Annotated in this window: 19 protein-coding genes; 6 read left to right on the forward strand and 13 right to left on the reverse strand. The window is 35.2% G+C overall.

Features of this window, described 5'->3' with window-relative positions:
- Nucleotides 1-10: 10 nt before the first annotated feature.
- Nucleotides 11-1,420 (forward strand): MBL fold metallo-hydrolase, encoded by a 1,410-nt coding sequence (locus Q0663_RS02475; protein ID WP_299005764.1) that lies wholly within the window; start codon nucleotides 11-13, stop codon nucleotides 1,418-1,420.
- A gap of 5 nt (nucleotides 1,421-1,425) precedes the next feature.
- The gene (locus Q0663_RS02480) at nucleotides 1,426-1,806 is read left to right on the forward strand and encodes a rhodanese-like domain-containing protein (protein ID WP_299005767.1); all 381 of its coding nucleotides are present in this window, start codon (nucleotides 1,426-1,428) and stop codon (nucleotides 1,804-1,806) included.
- A 63-nt stretch (nucleotides 1,807-1,869) separates the two neighbouring features.
- Here the strand turns inward: Q0663_RS02480 and Q0663_RS02485 are convergent, their stop codons facing one another.
- Entirely contained in the window at nucleotides 1,870-2,172 is a 303-nt protein-coding gene (locus tag Q0663_RS02485; protein ID WP_299005770.1) for a hypothetical protein, read from the reverse strand.
- A gap of 146 nt (nucleotides 2,173-2,318) precedes the next feature.
- A complete protein-coding gene (locus Q0663_RS02490) occupies nucleotides 2,319-4,643 on the reverse strand; it encodes a TonB-dependent receptor (RefSeq protein WP_299005773.1) in 2,325 nt (774 codons plus the stop codon).
- Between the two features lie 517 nt (nucleotides 4,644-5,160).
- On the opposite strand from Q0663_RS02490, the gene Q0663_RS02495 reads away from it, so the two are divergent.
- From Q0663_RS02495 to Q0663_RS02505, 3 genes are all read left to right on the forward strand, one after another.
- Nucleotides 5,161-5,646 (forward strand): acetyl-CoA carboxylase biotin carboxyl carrier protein subunit, encoded by a 486-nt coding sequence (locus Q0663_RS02495; protein ID WP_299005776.1) that lies wholly within the window; start codon nucleotides 5,161-5,163, stop codon nucleotides 5,644-5,646.
- A 1-nt stretch (nucleotide 5,647) separates the two neighbouring features.
- Nucleotides 5,648-7,084, forward strand: coding sequence for an acetyl-CoA carboxylase biotin carboxylase subunit (gene accC, locus Q0663_RS02500; protein ID WP_299005778.1), 1,437 nt, complete (start codon nucleotides 5,648-5,650; stop codon nucleotides 7,082-7,084).
- Nucleotides 7,085-7,217: 133 nt separating this feature from the next.
- Nucleotides 7,218-8,759 carry an acyl-CoA carboxylase subunit beta gene (locus tag Q0663_RS02505; protein ID WP_299005783.1) on the forward strand — a complete coding sequence of 514 codons (1,542 nt, stop codon included), beginning with the start codon at nucleotides 7,218-7,220 and terminating at the stop codon, nucleotides 8,757-8,759.
- A gap of 3 nt (nucleotides 8,760-8,762) precedes the next feature.
- On the opposite strand, the gene arfB is transcribed toward Q0663_RS02505, so the two are convergent.
- The 5 genes from arfB to Q0663_RS02530 all read right to left on the reverse strand — a co-directional run bounded on the left by arfB (nucleotide 8,763) and on the right by Q0663_RS02530 (nucleotide 11,791).
- On the reverse strand, nucleotides 8,763-9,164 hold the full coding sequence (arfB, locus tag Q0663_RS02510; protein ID WP_299005786.1) for an alternative ribosome rescue aminoacyl-tRNA hydrolase ArfB: 402 nt from the start codon (nucleotides 9,162-9,164) through the stop codon (nucleotides 8,763-8,765).
- 348 nt (nucleotides 9,165-9,512) lie between these two features.
- Nucleotides 9,513-10,166 (reverse strand): ATP-binding protein, encoded by a 654-nt coding sequence (locus tag Q0663_RS02515; RefSeq protein ID WP_299005789.1) that lies wholly within the window; start codon nucleotides 10,164-10,166, stop codon nucleotides 9,513-9,515.
- Nucleotides 10,127-10,759, reverse strand: a complete 633-nt coding sequence (gene pnuC, locus Q0663_RS02520; RefSeq protein ID WP_299005791.1) for a nicotinamide riboside transporter PnuC — start codon at nucleotides 10,757-10,759, stop codon at nucleotides 10,127-10,129. The genes Q0663_RS02515 and pnuC overlap by 40 nt, the downstream gene beginning before the upstream one ends.
- The gene (locus tag Q0663_RS02525; RefSeq protein WP_281980614.1) at nucleotides 10,743-11,003 is read right to left on the reverse strand and encodes a hypothetical protein; all 261 of its coding nucleotides are present in this window, start codon (nucleotides 11,001-11,003) and stop codon (nucleotides 10,743-10,745) included. The genes pnuC and Q0663_RS02525 overlap by 17 nt, the downstream gene beginning before the upstream one ends.
- Before the next feature lie 161 nt (nucleotides 11,004-11,164).
- Nucleotides 11,165-11,791, reverse strand: a complete 627-nt coding sequence (locus Q0663_RS02530; protein WP_299005803.1) for a 4'-phosphopantetheinyl transferase superfamily protein — start codon at nucleotides 11,789-11,791, stop codon at nucleotides 11,165-11,167.
- Between the two features lie 62 nt (nucleotides 11,792-11,853).
- Here Q0663_RS02530 and ahcY point away from each other — a divergent pair, with 62 nt between their 5' ends.
- The gene (gene ahcY / locus Q0663_RS02535) at nucleotides 11,854-13,170 is read left to right on the forward strand and encodes an adenosylhomocysteinase (RefSeq protein ID WP_125066630.1); all 1,317 of its coding nucleotides are present in this window, start codon (nucleotides 11,854-11,856) and stop codon (nucleotides 13,168-13,170) included.
- 103 nt (nucleotides 13,171-13,273) lie between these two features.
- On the opposite strand, the gene Q0663_RS02540 is transcribed toward ahcY, so the two are convergent.
- The 6 genes from Q0663_RS02540 to Q0663_RS02565 form a co-directional block, all read right to left on the reverse strand.
- Nucleotides 13,274-13,780 carry a ferritin gene (locus tag Q0663_RS02540; RefSeq protein ID WP_299005812.1) on the reverse strand — a complete coding sequence of 169 codons (507 nt, stop codon included), beginning with the start codon at nucleotides 13,778-13,780 and terminating at the stop codon, nucleotides 13,274-13,276.
- 82 nt (nucleotides 13,781-13,862) lie between these two features.
- Complete coding sequence (locus Q0663_RS02545) at nucleotides 13,863-14,156, reverse strand: hypothetical protein (RefSeq protein WP_299005815.1); 294 nt, start codon at nucleotides 14,154-14,156, stop codon at nucleotides 13,863-13,865.
- A 102-nt stretch (nucleotides 14,157-14,258) separates the two neighbouring features.
- Nucleotides 14,259-15,266, reverse strand: coding sequence for a TlpA disulfide reductase family protein (locus Q0663_RS02550; RefSeq protein ID WP_299005818.1), 1,008 nt, complete (start codon nucleotides 15,264-15,266; stop codon nucleotides 14,259-14,261).
- A gap of 185 nt (nucleotides 15,267-15,451) precedes the next feature.
- Complete coding sequence (locus tag Q0663_RS02555) at nucleotides 15,452-16,987, reverse strand: YifB family Mg chelatase-like AAA ATPase (RefSeq protein WP_299005821.1); 1,536 nt, start codon at nucleotides 16,985-16,987, stop codon at nucleotides 15,452-15,454.
- 58 nt (nucleotides 16,988-17,045) lie between these two features.
- Complete coding sequence (locus Q0663_RS02560) at nucleotides 17,046-17,630, reverse strand: DUF4126 domain-containing protein (protein WP_299005824.1); 585 nt, start codon at nucleotides 17,628-17,630, stop codon at nucleotides 17,046-17,048.
- A 76-nt stretch (nucleotides 17,631-17,706) separates the two neighbouring features.
- A complete protein-coding gene (locus Q0663_RS02565; protein WP_299005826.1) occupies nucleotides 17,707-19,671 on the reverse strand; it encodes a cytochrome c biogenesis protein CcdA in 1,965 nt (654 codons plus the stop codon).
- Nucleotides 19,672-19,675 lie beyond the last annotated feature (4 nt).

The raw sequence follows: 19,675 nt of genomic DNA on the forward strand, positions 1-19,675 counted from the left end.
ATATAATATTATGAAAATAGAGCAAATTTATACAGGTTGTTTAGCACAAGGAGCCTATTATATTGAAAGTAACGGAGAAGTAGCAATTATAGATCCATTACGTGAAGTAGATCCTTATATAAACAGAGCTGAAAAAGATGGCGCTAAAATCAAATATATTTTTGAAACGCATTTTCATGCAGATTTTGTAAGTGGTCACGTAACCCTTGCAGAAAAAACAGGAGCAACGATTGTATATGGACCAACAGCGAAAACGAACTACGAGGCTCATATCGCAACAGATGGTGAAGTGTTTACGTTAGGTGATATTACCATTACCGTATTACATACACCAGGGCATACCATGGAAAGTGCTTCTTATTTGTTAAAAGATAAAGACGGAAAAAACCATGCAATTTTTAGTGGAGATACCTTATTCTTAGGAGATGTAGGTCGTCCTGATTTAGCGCAAAAAGCAGCAAACTTAACACAAGAAGAATTAGCAGGATTGTTGTACGACAGTTTACGTACAAAAATTATGACGTTGGAAGATGAAGTAATCGTTTATCCAGCACACGGAGCAGGTTCAGCTTGTGGTAAGAATTTAAGTAAAGAAACAGTTGGAACGATTGGAGATCAAAAGAAAACCAATTACGCATTGCGTGCAGACATGACCAAAGAGGAGTTTGTTAAAGAAGTAACAGACGGATTATTGCCTCCGCCTGAATATTTTCCTTTAAATGTAAAAATGAATAAGGAAGGATACCAATCTATCGATGAAGTTATTAAAAGCGGAGCAAAAGCTTTATCAGTAGAAGATTTTGAAAAAATAGCAAATGAAACAGATGCGTTGGTATTAGATGTTCGTAATCAAGCAGAATTTATTCAAGGATTCATTCCGCAATCAATTTTTATTGGTTTAGGAGGAACATTTGCACCATGGGTAGGAGCCTTAATTAAAGATGTTACACAACCAATTTTATTAGTTACCCCTGAAGGACAAGAAGAAACGACGATTACACGTTTATCTCGTGTTGGTTTTGACAATGTATTAGGGTATTTAGATGGAAGTTTTGATGCTTGGAAATCAGCAGGAAAAGAAGTAGATACCTTGCGTTCGGTTCCTGCAACTGTTTTAGCAGAAGAACTTACAAAGGGAGCTCCAGTTTTTGATGTGCGTAAACCAGGAGAATATGCAAGTGAGCATATTATAGATGCACCAAGTACTCCGTTAGATTTCTTAAACGATCATATTGAAGAGTTTCCAATAAAAGGAGATTTTTATGTGCATTGTGCAGGTGGATATCGTTCAGTAATTGCAGCATCTATTTTAAAAGCTAGAGGATTCCATAACATAATTGATGTTGCAGGTGGATATAAAGCAATTAAAGAAACTGATATTCCAAGGTCAGCAGCTGTTTGTCCATCAACTTTAAAATAAAAAGAATGAAGAGAGGTGTATTTTTAGTAGGTTTATTTTTAACAGTAGTATTGTCGTGTAAACCTCAAACCAATGAGGCAAAAGATATCACGGTTGAAAACTTGCAGTTAGTTTTAGAAAACGAAGATAACGTACAGTTATTAGACGTTAGAACTCCACAAGAATGGGCAGAAGGAGTAATCAAAGATCCGATAAAAATAGATATTACAGGAGATGACTTTGAAGGAAAGGTTTTAGAAAAGTTAGATAAATCGCAACCTGTATATATTTACTGTCGCTCAGGAGGTAGAAGTAAAAAAGCTACGGAACTCCTAGCTAAGAAAGGATACAAAGCCTACAATGTTCTAGGAGGAATTTTAGAATGGGAAGAAAAAAATAAAGAATAAGAAAATCCCGAGCATTTGCTCGGGATTTTTTGTACATAGTGTTTTTACTTAATTACATATTCCTTATTTAAGTCGAAAATTTTGTGCCCGAATATTTTTTTCTTTTTCAAGTCCACTACAATAATCAGAAATACATTTTTGTTTTTTAGTCGGAAGTAAAATATGGTCAAAAGTTTTTAAATCATTTCGATAAACTTTTTCCACAAGTTCATTTTCGTAAACAATCCGGTTCACGATTTGATTTTTAGTCAATTTTTTTACATAATTCCATATGTCAATCGGCTCATTAATCTCCATTTCTGTAATGTCTGTCATTCCATTGTCAAAGCTGTTTTTAAATTCAGTTTCTGTTAATTCTTGTGTCATTTAGGACAATGTGATTAAGGTTATGAGTTCGTCTTAATGATTTATATCTACCGATAACGAAGTTAGTCTTTTAGAACTTAATTTTCAAGAGCATAAAAAAACCGAGACAATTGTCTCGGTTTTTTGTTTTTCTAGCATTTTTCCACTTAAAACTTTAACGTTGCACCTACTAAAAAGTTTCTAGTAGCTTGCGGAAAGTATCCTTGGACTTCAAAAGAAGTTCCAGGAGTATCCCAAGTATTTAAATAGGTGTATCCTCTATCAACATATTCTTTATCAAAAAGATTGTTTACCAATCCTGTAAAAACAATAGATTTAAAAACTTTGTTCATTTTTAATTCATAACTAACATTAAAATCACTAACGTAATAGCTATCTAGTTTAGAGGCTTCTGTGTTTGTGTTACTTAAATATTGTTCACCAACAAATTTAGACAGTAAAGCTAATTGTAGCCCTTTTGCAGGCTTATAAACCAAAGCATTTCCAGCAATAATATTAGGAGAAAAAGCAATATCCGTAGTTCCAATATTACGTTGAACACCATCACGATCTAATATAAAATTGTTGATTTTATTACTACTTACCGTAAGATTTTGGTTAATGTTAAACTTGTCTGAAACGTTAAAATTAGCATCAATTTCTACTCCTAAACGGTAGCTATCTTTAACGTTTTCTCGTAAATATTCTCCAACATCATTCAGTCCACCTGTTTGAATTAATTGATTATCGTAAGACATATAGTAGATATTAGTATTCAATTGAACTGTTTTATTGTGCAAACGCCATCCCAATTCAAAATCATCTAAGGTTTCATGTTGTACGTTGATACCGTTTTGAAAATCATCACGGTTCGGTTCTCTATTCGCACGCGCATACGATGCATAAATACTGTTCTCCTTATTGATAGTGTAAGTAACCCCTAGCTTAGGATTAAAGAAGCTAAACGAGGTATCAATATTTAAAGGATTTCTATCAGAAGTTAATCCGCCGGTTGTATAATCAATAAATCTACCTTGTACATCAACAAAAGCTTTTAAATTATCAAAAACATTAAAAGTAGCTTTAGAAAAAACACTAAAATCATTCTTTTTAGCATCACTAAAATAGTAACGATCTCTAATGCTAGCACCATCTGCAAATTGTGTAGCCCAAATAACTTCACCAAAATGATCTCCTGTATAATTACTATAAGAAGCACCAGAGATTAACTCGAATTTTTCAGTTTTATAAGTAACGTTAGCATTAGCTACATAAAAATCATTATCCAACCAACGACGAACGATAACATCGCTTCTGTCAACAATTACATTACCATAATCAACAGCATCTTTGTCCTCTTTAAACTGTTCAAAATATCCTTCTCCTTTGGTATAATTTAATCCAATATTGGTAGACCAGTTATCAGAGAGTTTCTCATTCCAGTGTAATTGGTAGTGATCTTGCCAATAATTATCAGTTTCGTTGTCATAGGTATACGGATTTTGACGACGGTTTTCTTGTAATTCCTCAGCGCTTAAACCATACCAAGCTTGGTACGTTCTTTCTTTTCCTCCAAAAGCTAAGACTTTAATCAACGTATTGTCATCTGTATAGCTACCTTGTAAGAAATACGATTTTAAATCGGTAAAAGCACGGTCAACATATCCGTCAGAATAAATGTTAGACAAACGTCCTGCAAACTCAAAATGATCGTTTAGTTTTCCAGTAGTAAATTTTACGGTGTGCTTTCTTGTTCCGAACGAACCAAAAGCGTTTGAAATTTCTCCACCAGCTTCTTCTGAAACAGCATCGGTTAAGATGTTTAAACTAGCTCCAAAGGCTCCAGAACCGTTCGTAGACGTTCCTACACCACGCTGTAATTGTAAGCTTTGGGTTGATGAAGCAAAATCTCCCATATTCACCCAAAAAGTTCCATGACTTTCAGAGTCGTTGTATGGAATTCCGTTAATCGTAACATTCACACGAGAAGCATCCGAACCACGTACGCGAATATAAGTATAACCAACACCCGCACCTGCATCTGAAGATGAAGTTACCGAAGGTAAGTAGTTTAGTAATACAGGAATATCCTGTCCTAAATTACGCTTTTCTATTTCTTGTTTGCTAAGGTTAGAGTGTGTTACAGGCGCATCTGCTTTTACACGAACAGCAGAAACTAGTACTTCATCTAACACTGTTTCGTTAGAAATTAATTGAAAGGTAATTTGTTGGTTGTTGGTAAGTTCAACTTCTTGCGAAGTACTTTTAAATCCTACATAAGAGACCTCAATAGTATGCGTTCCTTTGGTTAAGTTTAATTTGAATTTACCATTAAAGTCGGTTGAAGTTCCTTTGGTTTGATTTCTAACAGCAACGGTTGCACCCACTAAAGGTTCTTGATTTTCATCAACTACTTTACCAGATAAAATAAACGTTTGTGCGCTCGTTGTTAATGTTGTGAATACTACGAGTAAAAAAGTTACTATCTTCACTTTTTTATGAAAAGACATCGGTCCCATTTATAAAAACAAAATCGAATAAAAAGAGGTAATTATTCTTTAGTTAAAAATTGAATAATTAAAATTTATCATTACGAGGAGTTTACGACTAAGTAATCTTTTCTTCAGTAAACAAGTTTCTCGTAATAATTGGTTTCCAAATGGCGATTATCGCCTCCCTAAACAGCATTACCTGTTCCAGGTTCGTTGGGTATGATCTCAGCCTGAATTTAATTATGAATTATAAATGATTAATTACAAATTATTTTAATAATCAAAATTCGTAATTCCACAATTCGTAATTCAAATAAGGCACCCCTTTATGAGAACAGTGCAAAGGTAAATATGAAATATGAATTAAGCGGGATAAATAGCGGGTTTTTCTAGGCTTGTTTATAAAAGAACAAGAAGTTATTAAGTAAATAAAAAAACATTCTAGCCAATTTATAGATTTAACTCAATGCATTCCATTGTAATTTTAATATTTTAGTGGTGAAAATATCAGACATTTATGAGTAAACCTTTTAAAACGAGCGTTAATAAAACGCATGATTTTGACTTTACTGAAGCGCAAATAGAGGCGTTAGACATAGTAGAAAAATCACAAAATAACTACCACGTACTTGATGATAACCAATCGTATCAAGCTACCATACTTCAAACAAATTTCAACAAAAAAACATACACCATTCAAATCAACGGAAACACCTATGAGGTGAATATTTCTAACGAATTAGATATGTTGATTGATGAATTAGGTTTAGAAGTAGCTGCAGAGAAAAAAGAAAACGATATCAAGGCACCAATGCCTGGGTTAATTGTTTCTGTTGATGTTGAAATTGGTCAAGAAGTAAAAGAAGGTGATGGAATTTTGGTATTAGAAGCCATGAAAATGGAGAATACTTTACAAGCACCAAGAGACGGAGTCGTAAAATCGATAGCGGTTCAAGCAGGAGACAAGGTAGAAAAGAATACGGTTTTAATAGAAATGGAATAATATGAAAAAGATATTAGTAGCAAATAGAGGAGAAATTGCCTTGCGTGTAATGCGTACAGCAAAAAAGATGGGAATTAAAACGGTAGCAGTTTTTTCTGAAGCAGACAGAAATTCACCACACGTAACTTTCGCAGACGAAGCAGTATGTATTGGTCCTGCACCATCCAATCAATCGTATTTATTAGGAGATAAAATTATTGAAGTAGCGAAAGAGTTAGATGTAGATGGAATTCACCCAGGATACGGATTTTTAAGTGAAAATGCAGCCTTTGGAGAAGCCGTAGCAAAATCAGGAATTGTATTTATAGGTCCAAAAACTCATGCTATTGAAGTAATGGGAAGTAAATTGGCAGCAAAAGATGCAGTAAAAGCCTATGATATTCCGATGGTTCCAGGTATTGATGAAGCGGTAACCGATGTAGAATATGCATCGAAAGTAGCAAATGAAATTGGGTATCCGATTTTGATTAAAGCTTCAGCAGGAGGTGGAGGAAAAGGAATGCGTGTTGTTGAAAAAGAAGCAGATATCAAAGAACAAATGCAGCGTGCAATTTCAGAGGCAGAATCAGCTTTTGGAGATGGTTCTGTATTTATAGAAAAATATGTAGGATCACCACGTCATATCGAAATCCAAGTGTTGGCAGATGCTCACGGAAACGTAGTACACTTATTTGAACGCGAATGTTCGGTACAACGTCGCCACCAAAAAGTAGTAGAAGAAGCACCATCAAGTGTGTTGACTCCAGAAATTAGAGAAGCCATGGGAGCCGCAGCAGTAAGAGTTGCGAAAGCCTGTGATTATTTAGGAGCAGGAACCGTAGAGTTTTTATTAGATGAAAACAAGAACTTCTATTTCCTAGAAATGAATACACGTTTGCAAGTAGAGCATCCAGTTACGGAACTCATTACGGGAGTAGACTTGGTAGAACAACAAATAAAAATAGCAAGAGGAGAGGAGCTATCATTCACACAAGAAGACTTGCAAATTAACGGACACGCGCTAGAGTTACGTGTATATGCAGAAGATCCGTTAGACAATTTTGCTCCGAGTATTGGAGTGTTGGAAACCTACCAACATCCGAAAGGAGAAAATATTCGTGTAGATGATGGTTTTGAAGAAGGAATGGAAATTCCTATTTATTACGACCCGATGATTTCTAAATTGATTACCTACGGAAATACGCGCGAAGAAGCTATTGAGTTAATGAAACAAGCGATTAGTAACTACAAAGTAAAAGGAATAGAAACTACGTTGCCGTTCGGAAAGTTCGTATGCGAACACGAAGCTTTCACCTCAGGGAATTTCGATACTCATTTTGTAAAGAAATATTACACACCTGAGTTGTTAGAAGCAGGATATGAAAAAGAAGCGAAGATTGCTGCACAAGTAGCTTTACAGCAGTATTTAAAAGAACAACGTATTTTAAAAACTTGTTAATACATAATTTGCGTTAGGGATTGCAGCGGCATCCTTTTGTTGTCAGTTCGAGTTTGCGAAGCAAGTATCGAGAACCAACAAAAGATATAGCGGAAAGCCCGACCCTTGGGGAACGCCCAAAAAAAGAATATAGATGAAATCTAAAATAGAAGAATTACAACATAAACTTACCGAAGCAAAGTTAGGAGGCGGACAACAACGCATCGACCGTCATCATCAAAAAGGAAAATTAACCGCTCGTGAGCGCATCGATTATTTCTTAGATGAAGGTTCTTTTGAAGAAGTAGGCATTTTAGTAACTCATAGAACCACCGATTTCGGAATGGAAAATCAGAAGTTTTATGGTGACGGAGTGGTAACAGGATACGGAACTGTAAACGGACGCTTAGTGTACGTGTTTGCACAAGACTTTACGGTATTTGGAGGTTCATTATCAGAAACACATGCAGAAAAAATCTGTAAGATTATGGATTTAGCGGTAAAAGTAGGAGCACCATTAATCGGATTGAACGATTCTGGTGGAGCACGTATTCAAGAAGGAGTACGTTCGTTAGGTGGTTATGCCGATATTTTTTACAGAAACGTACAAGCATCAGGAGTAATCCCACAAATATCTGCGATTATGGGACCTTGTGCGGGTGGAGCAGTATATTCACCAGCCATGACCGATTTTACCGTTATGGTAGAAAACTCAAGTTATATGTTTGTTACGGGACCCAACGTAGTAAAAACAGTAACCAATGAAGAAGTAACTTCAGAAGAGTTAGGAGGAGCAAGTACGCATGCAACCAAATCGGGAGTTACACATTTAACGGCTGCAAATGATGTACAATGTTTGGAAGATATCAAAACATTGTTGAGTTATATGCCACAAAATAATCAAGAAACTACAGCAAAATTACCATTTGAATTAGGCGATGAAATAAGAGAAGAGTTAGCCAATATAGTTCCAGATAATGCGAACAAACCGTACGATATGCGTGCCGTAATTGACGGTATTGCCGATGCGGATTCATTTTTTGAAATCCATAAAGATTACGCCGATAATATCGTAGTTGGATTTGCGCGTTTAGGAGGAAGAAGTGTGGGGGTTGTTGCCAACCAACCGATGAGTTTAGCAGGGTGTTTGGATGTAAACAGTTCTAAAAAAGCAGCACGATTTACCCGTTTTTGTGATTGTTTTAATATTCCGTTATTGGTATTGGTAGATGTACCAGGGTTTTTACCAGGAACTGACCAAGAATGGAATGCTATTATTACCAACGGAGCAAAATTATTGTATGCATTGAGTGAAGCTACCGTGCCAAGAGTAAGTGTAATTACCCGTAAAGCCTATGGTGGAGCGTATGACGTAATGAACTCAAAACATATTGGAGCAGACATGAACTTTGCATGGCCTAGTGCAGAAATTGCGGTAATGGGAGCCAAAGGAGCGAGTGAAATTATCTTTAAAAAGGAAATTGCAGAAGCTGACGACCACGAAGCGAAACTTGCTGAAAAGGAAGCAGAGTATGCTGATAAATTTGCGAATCCTTACCGAGCAGCAGAACGCGGATTTGTAGATGAGGTAATTTTACCACAAGACACCCGTAGAAAACTAATCAAAGCTTTTGCAATGTTAGAGGGTAAAAAAGTAGAAAGACCTAATAGAAAACACGGGAATATTCCGTTGTAATAATTAGAATTTAAACTTCTTGCGGCTTTCTTTTTTATCAGAAAGCCGTTTTTTTTCGTCTAAACGTTTGGTGATCGCTGCTTTTTTAGGTTTAGTAGCTTTACGTACTTTAGGTACTACTAAAGCTTGTTCTAAGAGGTTAAAAAAGCGTTCAGTTACCAATTCTTTATTGCGGTGTTGTGAGCGGCTTTCTTGAGAGCTTAGCATGAGTGTATTTTCTTTAGAGAGTCTGTTCGCTAAGTTTTTAAGGAGTAGCGCTTTTTCTTTGTCCGAGAGCCCTAACGAGTCTTCAATAGTAAAACTTAACTCTACTTTAGAGGAAACCTTGTTTACATGTTGTCCTCCAGCACCTGAGCTTCGTACGGCTTTAAAGTTGAGTTCTTTAAGAAGTTGTTCTTTGTTCATAGTGTTTGTGAATGTCTCAAATATAGGGAATCTATTGCTGTTTGTAAAGGGGGCTTGCCCTCGTGAATGGTTAAAGATAAAAAGGAAAAGATTACTTCACGATCACTTCAACTACGCTCAGTGTTGGTTTGTAATGACGGTATGTTTTTGAGGTTCGTCATAACGAGGAGTGCTAACGACGTGGTTATCTTTTTGTCGACAAGCAGATTGCTTCTCCCGAAGTATCGGGATCGCAATGACGAATAAAACGGACTTCATTACGAGGAGGATGCGACGAAGTAATCTGTATATTGAGAACTCATAATTTAAAGATTGCTTCGTTCCACTCGCAATGACAACACATGTGTTTTACATATCGTAATTAGGTGTGTCGGGTGATTGGTGCATGAAGTGCATGTCTAAATCGGTAAGGGTGTCGGAAAAAGAGTATAAGTTTTCTTTTTTTGTGAGTAATTCATCAATAATTTCGACTGCTTTTTTCAATCGGGTCTCTTTGTCGCCTTTTAACAACACATACGGACGGTTGTATTTTTTCAACGCATTTTCAAAGGCTTTAAACATTTCCAAACGTTGTTCGGGTCTGTCGCGTAAATCATCCGCTTCCCAAGGCGTATCGATATAGGTTAAGAAATAAATATCGTAGCTGTTTGCAATGGCAGCCTCGTCTAATTTCGGATCTACGAATCCGCCATAATACTCTTCAGAATATACTTTGGTTTCTAACAAATCGGTATCACAAATGAGTACTTTATCCGCTTTTTTAGCCAATTCATTTTCCAAGTCCATTTGTCCTTCAGCAATCGGAATTAAATCGTGTTGCTCACAAGTTTTACGTTCGTTGTTCCACTTATCTTGCAAGTATTCACGCGCAAATTCGGGAGCCCAAACGGTATTATAATGACGTGCTAACTGTCCAGAAAGGGTTGTTTTTCCTGTGCTTTCAGGTCCAAATAATACCACTTTTACAAGGTTGATGGGTTGTTGTGTAAGTGCTTTTTCCATGCTAAATATCCTGCAATTGCTATAAAGGTAAATAATAAATATTGAAAACTGGTAAAGGTAAATCCTTTATAAAAGTACAAAGGAACGGAAATGATATCTCCGATAATCCAATAAATCCAGTTTTCTATTTTTCTTTTTGCCATGAGCCACATTCCTACAAAGAAAATGGCAGTGGTAACGGTGTCTACATAAGCTGTCCAGCTCGTCCATTTATCAAAAGCGGTATACACAGAATAGACAAAAACTAAGGTGGCTACAAATATGGCTACGCTTTGTTTTTTTTCTTTAGATGTTGTTCTAGAAATAGGAGTTACATGTGTGGCATCTACTTTTCGTGTCCAGATATACCAACCGTACACACTCATCATAAAGTAGTACCCGTTAATCATCATATCGCCTAATAGTTCCCATTTTAACAAGAGGTATACAAAAATAGCAGTGCTTATCATCCCCGTTGGGAATACCCAAATTTTATTCTGTTTAGAATACCAAACGGATAAAAAACCAAAGATAACGGCAATAATTTCTAGCCAAACATCAATAAGGTTGTAATCAGCATACTGCCCAAAAAGGAAATCAAAAAGTTGGCTCATAATCGCTACGATCGGTTTTTACGATTTTCATAAATAGCAATCCGTTGTCAATCAATTCAAAGGCATTTTTCAATTCAGCAGTAACCAAACGCATCACAGTATCATAATCTCCATACACTTGTGTGCTTAACGGATTTTCTAATACGGTTAATCCCGAGGCTCTTAATTTTTTGATGAAATTGATAATTGGTTCTTCAAATTCGTTCTGAAGCGGACTTAATGTCAATTCTACAGATATTTTCATGGTTGTTCCTAATTAGAAAGATGCAAAGTTACTAAAGTTAAGTTGTTGTTGAGCAGGAAAGGTTTTTGGAGATTTTTTAGTAGCAAAGTTTTTTTATTTGCAAAGATGCAGAGCTTCAAAGTCTCATAGTGGCAAAGTTGTGATTTAGAGCAGGTGTTTTTTTAACAAGCGCATACGCAGGTAAAGCCTTCCATTTCTAAAAAGTGGATGTCGTACTCAGAGGTTTGTCCTTCGTACAAGATTTTTCCAGTGGTTTGATTGGTGTCAAAAGAGAAATCTTCAATATAAATGTTTTCTAAGAAGCGGAGTTTTTTCTTTCCGTAGATTTTATACAAACTTTCTTTGGCGCCCCAAACAATGGTGAGTTTACTTACCAAAGCATCGTGGTTGGCTATGGATTTATATTCTTCTATAGGGGTGAATTTGTGTGCGATTTTTACAATTTTGTCGCGCTGCATTTCAATATCTATCCCCACAGGTTGTGTATCGGAAATAATAATTGCCGAAAAGGTAAATGAATGGGTGATTGAAATGAATTTACCGTCTTTTAAGTGTGGTTTTCCGTAACCATCGTATAGTAAATCATCATCGGTATATCCAACTTCTTTTAGTAAATGACGTACGCTCATAAAGCCTCTTTGGTGTAAATCGGACTTCATGCCGTTTACTCTTTGTTGATTTCCTTTTGTTAAAGAAACATCGTTAGAAAGTTGTTCAAAAGATTCTTCAATCTTCCAAATCAATGCTTTAGCATGGTTGTTTACCGTTAATGTTTTGTAAAGAGGCATATTTTAGAAAGTTATTTCGTAATTTTGTGACTCAAATTTAAGATACATAAATATACAAAAATATGAGCACAAAAACCGCGACATATGTTCCTTACAAAGTTAAAGATATTTCTTTAGCTGATTGGGGAAGAAAAGAGATTGAATTGGCAGAAGCTGAAATGCCAGGGTTAATGAGTTTACGCGAAGAGTATAAAGATGAGCAACCTTTAAAGGGAGCAAGAATTGCAGGATGTTTACACATGACGATTCAAACTGCGGTTTTAATTGAAACGTTACAGGCTTTAGGTGCTGAGGTTACTTGGAGTTCTTGTAATATTTTCTCTACGCAAGATCAAGCTGCTGCTGCTATCGCTGCTGCTGGAACTCCTGTTTATGCTTGGAAAGGTATGAACGAGGAAGAGTTTGATTGGTGTATTGAACAAACATTATTCTTTGGTGAAGATAAGAAGCCATTAAACATGATTTTAGATGATGGTGGAGATTTAACGAATATGGTTTTAGATAAATATCCTGAGTTAGCTCCTGGAATTAAAGGTTTATCTGAAGAAACTACTACAGGGGTACACCGTTTATACGAGCGTATGAAAAACGGAACGTTACCAATGCCAGCGATTAACGTAAATGACTCGGTTACTAAATCGAAGTTTGACAATAAGTATGGATGTAAAGAATCTGCTGTAGATGCAATTCGTCGTGCTACTGATGTAATGTTAGCTGGTAAAAGAGTAGTGGTTTGTGGTTATGGTGATGTAGGTAAAGGTACTGCGGCTTCTTTCCGTGGAGCTGGTTCTATCGTTACTGTTACTGAAATTGATCCTATTTGTGCGTTACAAGCTGCTATGGACGGTTTTGAAGTAAAGAAATTAGAAACTGTTGTAGGTAAGGCTGATATTGTAATTACTACTACTGGTAACAAAGATATCGTTCGTTCTGAGCACTTCGAAGCAATGAAAGATAAGACTATCGTTTGTAACATCGGTCACTTTGATAACGAAATTCAAATGGCTTGGTTAAATGATACTTACGGAGATACTAAGGTTGAAATTAAGCCTCAGGTTGATAAGTATACAGTAAAAGGAAACGATATTATCGTATTAGCTGAAGGACGTTTAGTAAACTTAGGTTGTGCTACAGGTCACCCAAGTTTTGTAATGTCTAACTCATTTACAAATCAAACTTTAGCGCAAATCGAGTTATGGAATAATTCTGATGCGTATAAAAACGAGGTGTACATGTTACCAAAACACTTAGATGAAAAAGTAGCAAAATTACACTTAGCTAAGATTGGTGTTGAGTTAACTGAGTTACGTGAAGACCAAGCTGAGTATATTGGAGTAACTGTTGAAGGTCCATATAAACCAGAACACTATAGATACTAGATTATAGATTATAGATTTGAGATTTTAGAATCAAGAGTCAAGACACAAAAAATCCCGCAACATTGTTGCGGGATTTTTTTATGCTTTTTATAAACGTTTTGTTTTATTCAGTAGGAATACGCTCATCAATCATTTTTAAAGGCATACCTTCCATTAAATCGATTAAGTCTAAAATGTCTCTTACTTTTTCTTCTTCTTCGGCTTGTTCTGTTACAAACCATTGTAAAAAGATTTCAGAAGTGAAATCGCCTACTTTTCTTGCAGTTTTAAATATGTGGTGAATAGATTTGGTAACTTCTATTTCTGCATCTAAAGAAGCTTCAAAAATAGCTCGTAAGCTTTCAAATTCGTGAGCAACTTCAGTAGCTACAGGTGACATTGCACTACCGCCATTATCGTTAACGAATTTGAATATTTTCATCATGTGCTCTCTTTCTTCTTCCGCTTGCTTATAAAAGTATGTAGCGCTATTTCTAAGTTCTCTTTGGTCGCACCATGATGCCATGGCTAAATATTTAGAAGAGGCTTGTTGCTCCATTGTTATTTGGTGGTTTAGCAAATCAACTACTTCCACGTCTAAAATCATGTCTCTTCTTATTGCTGTTTCCATAATATTTTGTTTAGTTTTAATACTATAAAGATACAGATTATAAGACTCTAAAAAGAATAGAGAGGCTAATTTAAAGCTAGTCTTAGTAAAGGGTTTCCTGCTTAAAAACAGCTAAAAGAAGTTCTCGTAATTCTATAAGTTGAGGTACATCTAAGAATAATAAGTGCTTGTTGTCTGCTGCAAAAAGGAGTACGAAGTTATCACCGTCGATAATCGTTTCTAATGATTCGTACGAAGCGCGTTCTAATACTTTTTTCCTGAAGGCTAATAGTTGGCAGAAAGTAAAATCTATTACTTTATGGCCTAAATCTAGCTGGTAGCAGTTTCTGCCACCACAAGATATTTTAAACGATACATCTTCTGTAAAAAAATTCATTCGGCAAATATAATTATTTTTAATCAATCTAAAGAAGAATAATGTAAGGAATAAAAAAGCCCGCAAATTTGCGGGCTTTTTATTATAAAATATCTTTTAAGACTAGATATTTAATGATTCAAACAACTCAACTAATTTAGGATTAGAAGGTCTTGGAGCGTTAGAATCTACAATGTTTCCTTCTGGATCTAATAAAATAAATCTTGGAATTCCTGATACTCTATACGCATCCATGAAAGACTTATCTTCTTTAGCATATAATTGTACTCCTGATAATTCTTTATCAACAATCATTTTTTTCCAAGTTTCATAGTCTTTTTGTCTGTCAACAGAAATACTTACGAACTCGATGTTTTTATTGTGATATTTTTCTTCAACTTTCTTTAAGAAAGGAATTTCGTTTTTACAAGGCTGACACCAAGTAGCCCATAAATCGATATACACGTATTTTCCTTTTAAATCATCTAAAGAAGTAGTACCTCCAGCATTGTTTTCGTAGTCAACGAACTTAGGAGATGCCATACCTTTTGCTAAGTTTTTAGTAGTGTATTGCTTGTCACCATATACTTTAGTTAAGTATTTTTCTAAACCAGTAATACTTTGTTTTTGGTTTGCAGCAAATGTAGAATCTAAAGCAGCTTCATCAACTCTTTTGTTAAAATCATCAACAAAATTAGAAACTTTAGCTCTAAATTCTAATTCTGGTAAATCCATTAATTCTTTATCTCCAAATAATTTTTCTTGCTCCATAGAAGATTTAGCGATGAAAGCACTTTCTTTAGAACCTTCTCCTGTAAAAGTGATAGTTTCATCAAACTCATTCGTATCAAGAGTCATGTTAATATCAGCTCCGTTTTTTAAGTATAGAGTAGCGTATTCTTTACCATCAAAAAGTCTGTAAAAGCCATCTTTAACATTCATAGTATCTTTAAACATACCATTTTCATCAACTTTTATTACTCTGTTGAATTTAAATTGAGGGTTAGATATTACAACAGAATCTGAATTCTTATTTGTTATTTTTCCAGAAAATGTAACATAATCTTTTGATTCTTTGCTACATGCAACGATTGCTAGCGCTAAAAGCGATGAATAGATGAATTTTTTCATTTATAAAAAATTTTTTAAAGTGGTGCGTAAATTTATAAATATTATTCCAAGAACAAGTGTTAAAAAACTATTAATCGTGTATAATAATACTCTTTTCTAATAGTATTAACGGGATTTTCTTTGATCAAAGCGATTTTTAAATCACTTTTGTCTATTACTTTGGAATACGCTCCTTTTTCTGACGGTTAGCTTAACCAACCCTCTCTATCTAAACTACGATATTGAATTGCTTCTGTAATATGTTCTGACCGTATACCTTCTGAATTTGCCAAATCGGCAATGGTACGAGATACTTTTAAGATTCGGTCATAAGCTCTAGCCGATAGGTTTAACTTTTCCATGGCTATTTTCAATAAGCTTTTACTTTCTTCTGATAATTTACAAAATTCACGAATTTGTTTTACATTCATTTGTGCATTGTAATGAATGTTTTCAAAATCTTTAAATCTAGTTGTTTGAATTTCTCGAGCAAGCGTAACTCTTTTTCTAATATCTACACTGCTTTCTCCTTTTCGTTCATCAGAAAGCTTATCAAAAGGTACTGGTGTTACTTCAATATGAATATCGATTCTGTCTAATAGCGGACCCGATATTTTGCTTAAATAACGTTGCATTTCAGCAGGAGAGGAGGTGATAGGCGAATCTGAATTGTTGAAATATCCTGAAGGACTAGGATTCATACTAGCAACTAACATAAAACTACTAGGGTAGTTTACGGTAAAACGCGCACGTGATATAGTAACTTCTCTATCTTCTAAAGGTTGACGCATTACCTCTAAAACGGTACGCTTAAATTCGGGAAGTTCATCTAAAAATAATACTCCGTTGTGTGCTAATGAAATTTCACCCGGTTGCGGATATTGTCCGCCGCCAACTAATGCAACGTCCGAAATTGTATGATGGGGGCTACGAAAGGGGCGTTGATACATTAAGCCAGTATTCTTTACCTTTCCTACTACAGAATGTATTTTGGTGGTTTCTAACGCTTCGTGTAATGTCATGGGAGGGAGGATAGAAGGAAGTCGTTTGGCTAACATTGTTTTTCCTGCACCTGGAGGGCCAATTAATATAATGTTATGTCCGCCAGCAGCAGCAATTTCCATACAACGTTTTATAGACTCTTGTCCTTTTACATCAGCAAAATCAAACTCTGGAAAGTCCATATGTTTGTAAAACTCAGCACGAGTATCTACTGTTGTAGGTTCAATTAGCTTATTACCATCAAAATGATTGATAACTTCCATAATATTGTCTACACCGAGAACATTTAAGTCATTAACAATAGCAGCTTCTTTAGCGTTTTCTTTGGGAAGAATGAAGTGTTTAAACCCTTCTTCACGAGCTTTAATAGCAATTGGTAATGCTCCTTTTATAGGTTGTAAACTTCCATCTAAAGAAAGTTCTCCCATAATTATATAGTCTCCAATGTTTTCAGATTGTATTTGGTTAGAAGATGCTAAAATCCCAACAGCTAAGGTTAAATCATAAGCAGCACCTTCTTTTCGAATATCGGCAGGAGCCATATTTATTATGATTTTCTTTCCAGGGAGCTTATAACTGTTGTTGGCTAATGCAGCTGAAATTCTGTACGAACTTTCACTTACGGCTTTATCGGGTAATCCTACCAAATGATAACCTATTCCCTTGTCGATATTCACTTCAACGGTAATTGTTGTAGCTTCAATTCCAAAAACAGCACTTCCGTAAACTTTTACTAGCATATTTTCCTCTTTCTGTTAAAGATATAAAAAATATGTTAAGCTATTGCGTTTGATTTAGTTATGCTTGTTCTTCGTCTTTTTTCAATGAAGGAAAAACAAACCTGTATAACTTTTGCATGCTTAAGAATATAAAAACAACAAAAACGATAGCGAGTATAGGCAAGAAGATAGAAAAAGCAGACATTACCACGGAGGTGCCTGTTTCAACTGTTGAAATTATAGGGTTTGCAACGCCAGCTGTTGTAGCTGTTGAAGTTAAACGAGCAGAAGCTGTAGTTCCTTTTATTGCCGTTGCTGTTCCTCCACCAGCAATAATTGCCAGTGCCCAAGTAATTACGGGAGATAAATCGGCAACAGTTGAAACCATTACAGCTGTACCCGCAATGGCAGCTAACGGAATGGCTATAGTATCGAGTACGTTGTCAAACCAAGGAATGTAATAAGCAAATATTTCCAATAAAGTTGCGACTCCTAATGTGATAATAGCAGGAGAACTTGCAACCCACATCCAGTTCTCGTTTAAAGGGATAGCTTGGTAATAACCAGCTAAACTTAAAGCAAACAAAGGCAGGAAAACTCTAAATCCGACTGAAGCGGCTAGCCCGATTCCTAAAAAGATACTGATGATTGTTTCTGGACTCATCTTTTTTAATGTAAGATATAAAAAAAGCCCCTTTTAAAAAAGAGGCTTTGTAAATATTATAATACGAATACTAAAATTAGTTAGAGTTAAATCTATCTAAACCAGTTTTTAACCAATTATAGTATGTTGTATGATCTGTATACTGTTGAGGTGAGTTTAATACTTCTAACTCAGGACTCATTAATACATAGAATGGTTGAGAAGCAGTTTTAAAGTTTGCTGCTTGTAAGGTAGCCCACTTATCACCATAGGTTCTAATTCTTTTTACTTTACCGTTAGATTTGATAAAATCGAATTGTTCTTCTTCTGGTAACATTCTTTGGTGATCATCTACGTATAAAGAAATTAATACATAATCATCATTGATTAAAGAATATATGTTTGGTTGACTCCAAATATTTTCTTCCATTTTACGACAGTTAACACAAGCCCACCCTGTAAAATCTAATAATACTGGTTTATTTACAGATTTAGCGTAAGCAATACCTTCGTCAAAATCTTTAAAACAGTTTAAGTTAAGAGGACAGTGATTGTCTTTTTCATAAATACTATGGAATTTAGGAGGAGCAAAACCACTTAATAATTCATTTTGATTCCAAGCTGGTTTTTCCATTACTCCAGGAGCTAAATACACAGATAAAGCTAATGCACCTATACCTACTAACACTCTGAAAAGCGTCATTTTTCCATACTTTTTTCCAATAAATCCGAATAAGTAAAGAGCTAATAGGAATGCAATTAAAGCCCAGATACCGATAAAGATTTCTCTCTTTAATAATCCCCAGTGACCAACTAAGTCTGCATTTGATAAGAATTTGAAAGCGAAAGCTAATTCAATAAATCCTAAAACAACTTTAACTGTGTTTAACCATCCACCAGATTTTGGTAAAGTGTTTAACCAGTTAGGGAACATTGCAAATAAAGCGAATGGTAATGCTAAAGCTAAACCAAATCCTACCATACCTACAGATAATTGCGTAGCACCACCGCTTAACGATCCTGCTAATAAAGAACCTAAAATCGGTCCAGTACAAGAGAACGATACAATTGCTAATGTTAACGCCATGAAGAATATTCCAATAAATCCTCCAACGTTAGAAGCACTGTCTGCTTTATTACTCCAAGAGCTAGGTAACGTTAATTCGTAGAATCCGAAGAAAGAACCCGCAAAGAATATTAGAACAACAAAGAAGAATAAGTTTAACCAAATATTGGTAGAGATGTTATTTAAAATCTCTGGATCTAAAGAGTCTAAGAAATGGAAAGGAAGACTTATTAATCCGTAAATTAATACGATAAAGAATCCGTATAAAATTGCACTACCAATACCTTTACCTTTTTTCTCTGTACGTTTTGTAAAGAAAGATACCGTTAAAGGAACCATTGGGAATACACATGGAGTTAAAAACGCCAATAATCCACCAACAAAACCTAATAAGAAAATATTTAATAAACTGTTATCTTTTTCTTCTCCATCAACACTAGTGTCTGTAGAGCTTTTTAATAAAACAGTGTTTTTTAAATCTAAATTTAACGATTGAGATAATTCTTTACTTTTATCATCTACTTCAGCAACAGTTTGTTCTACCACTTCTCCTGTTAAAGAGAATGTAAAGTCTTCATCAAAAGGTAAACAATATTCTTTACAAACTTGAGCGTCAAGATTTAAAGTTACTATTGTTAATGTAGGGTCAGAAACAGTAATTCGTTGTACTAATTTACCTTCTTCAACGAAAAAGATCTCGTCTTTTCCCCAAATTTCACTAAACTGTGTTTCAGTTTCACTTTCTTTAGCTTTACCGTTTAGGGTGTATCCAGTTTGTCCTTCTGCAGGAGAAATTGTCATAGGTAAAGAAGCATCTTCTGGGTTATACTGAGAGTATAAGTGCCAGTCTTCAGCTATTAATACGTCAAAAATAAGGTCGTACTCGGTATCAGAGATTTTTTCTACCTTAGGAGTAACAACTACGGGGTTATCATCAGATTGAGAATAAACCGCTAAACCTATGAATAATAAAAATAGAGTAAAGAATTTTTTCATTCTA

The sequence above is a fragment of the uncultured Tenacibaculum sp. genome (genome assembly GCF_947504135.1).
GTDB lineage: Bacteria > Bacteroidota > Bacteroidia > Flavobacteriales > Flavobacteriaceae > Polaribacter.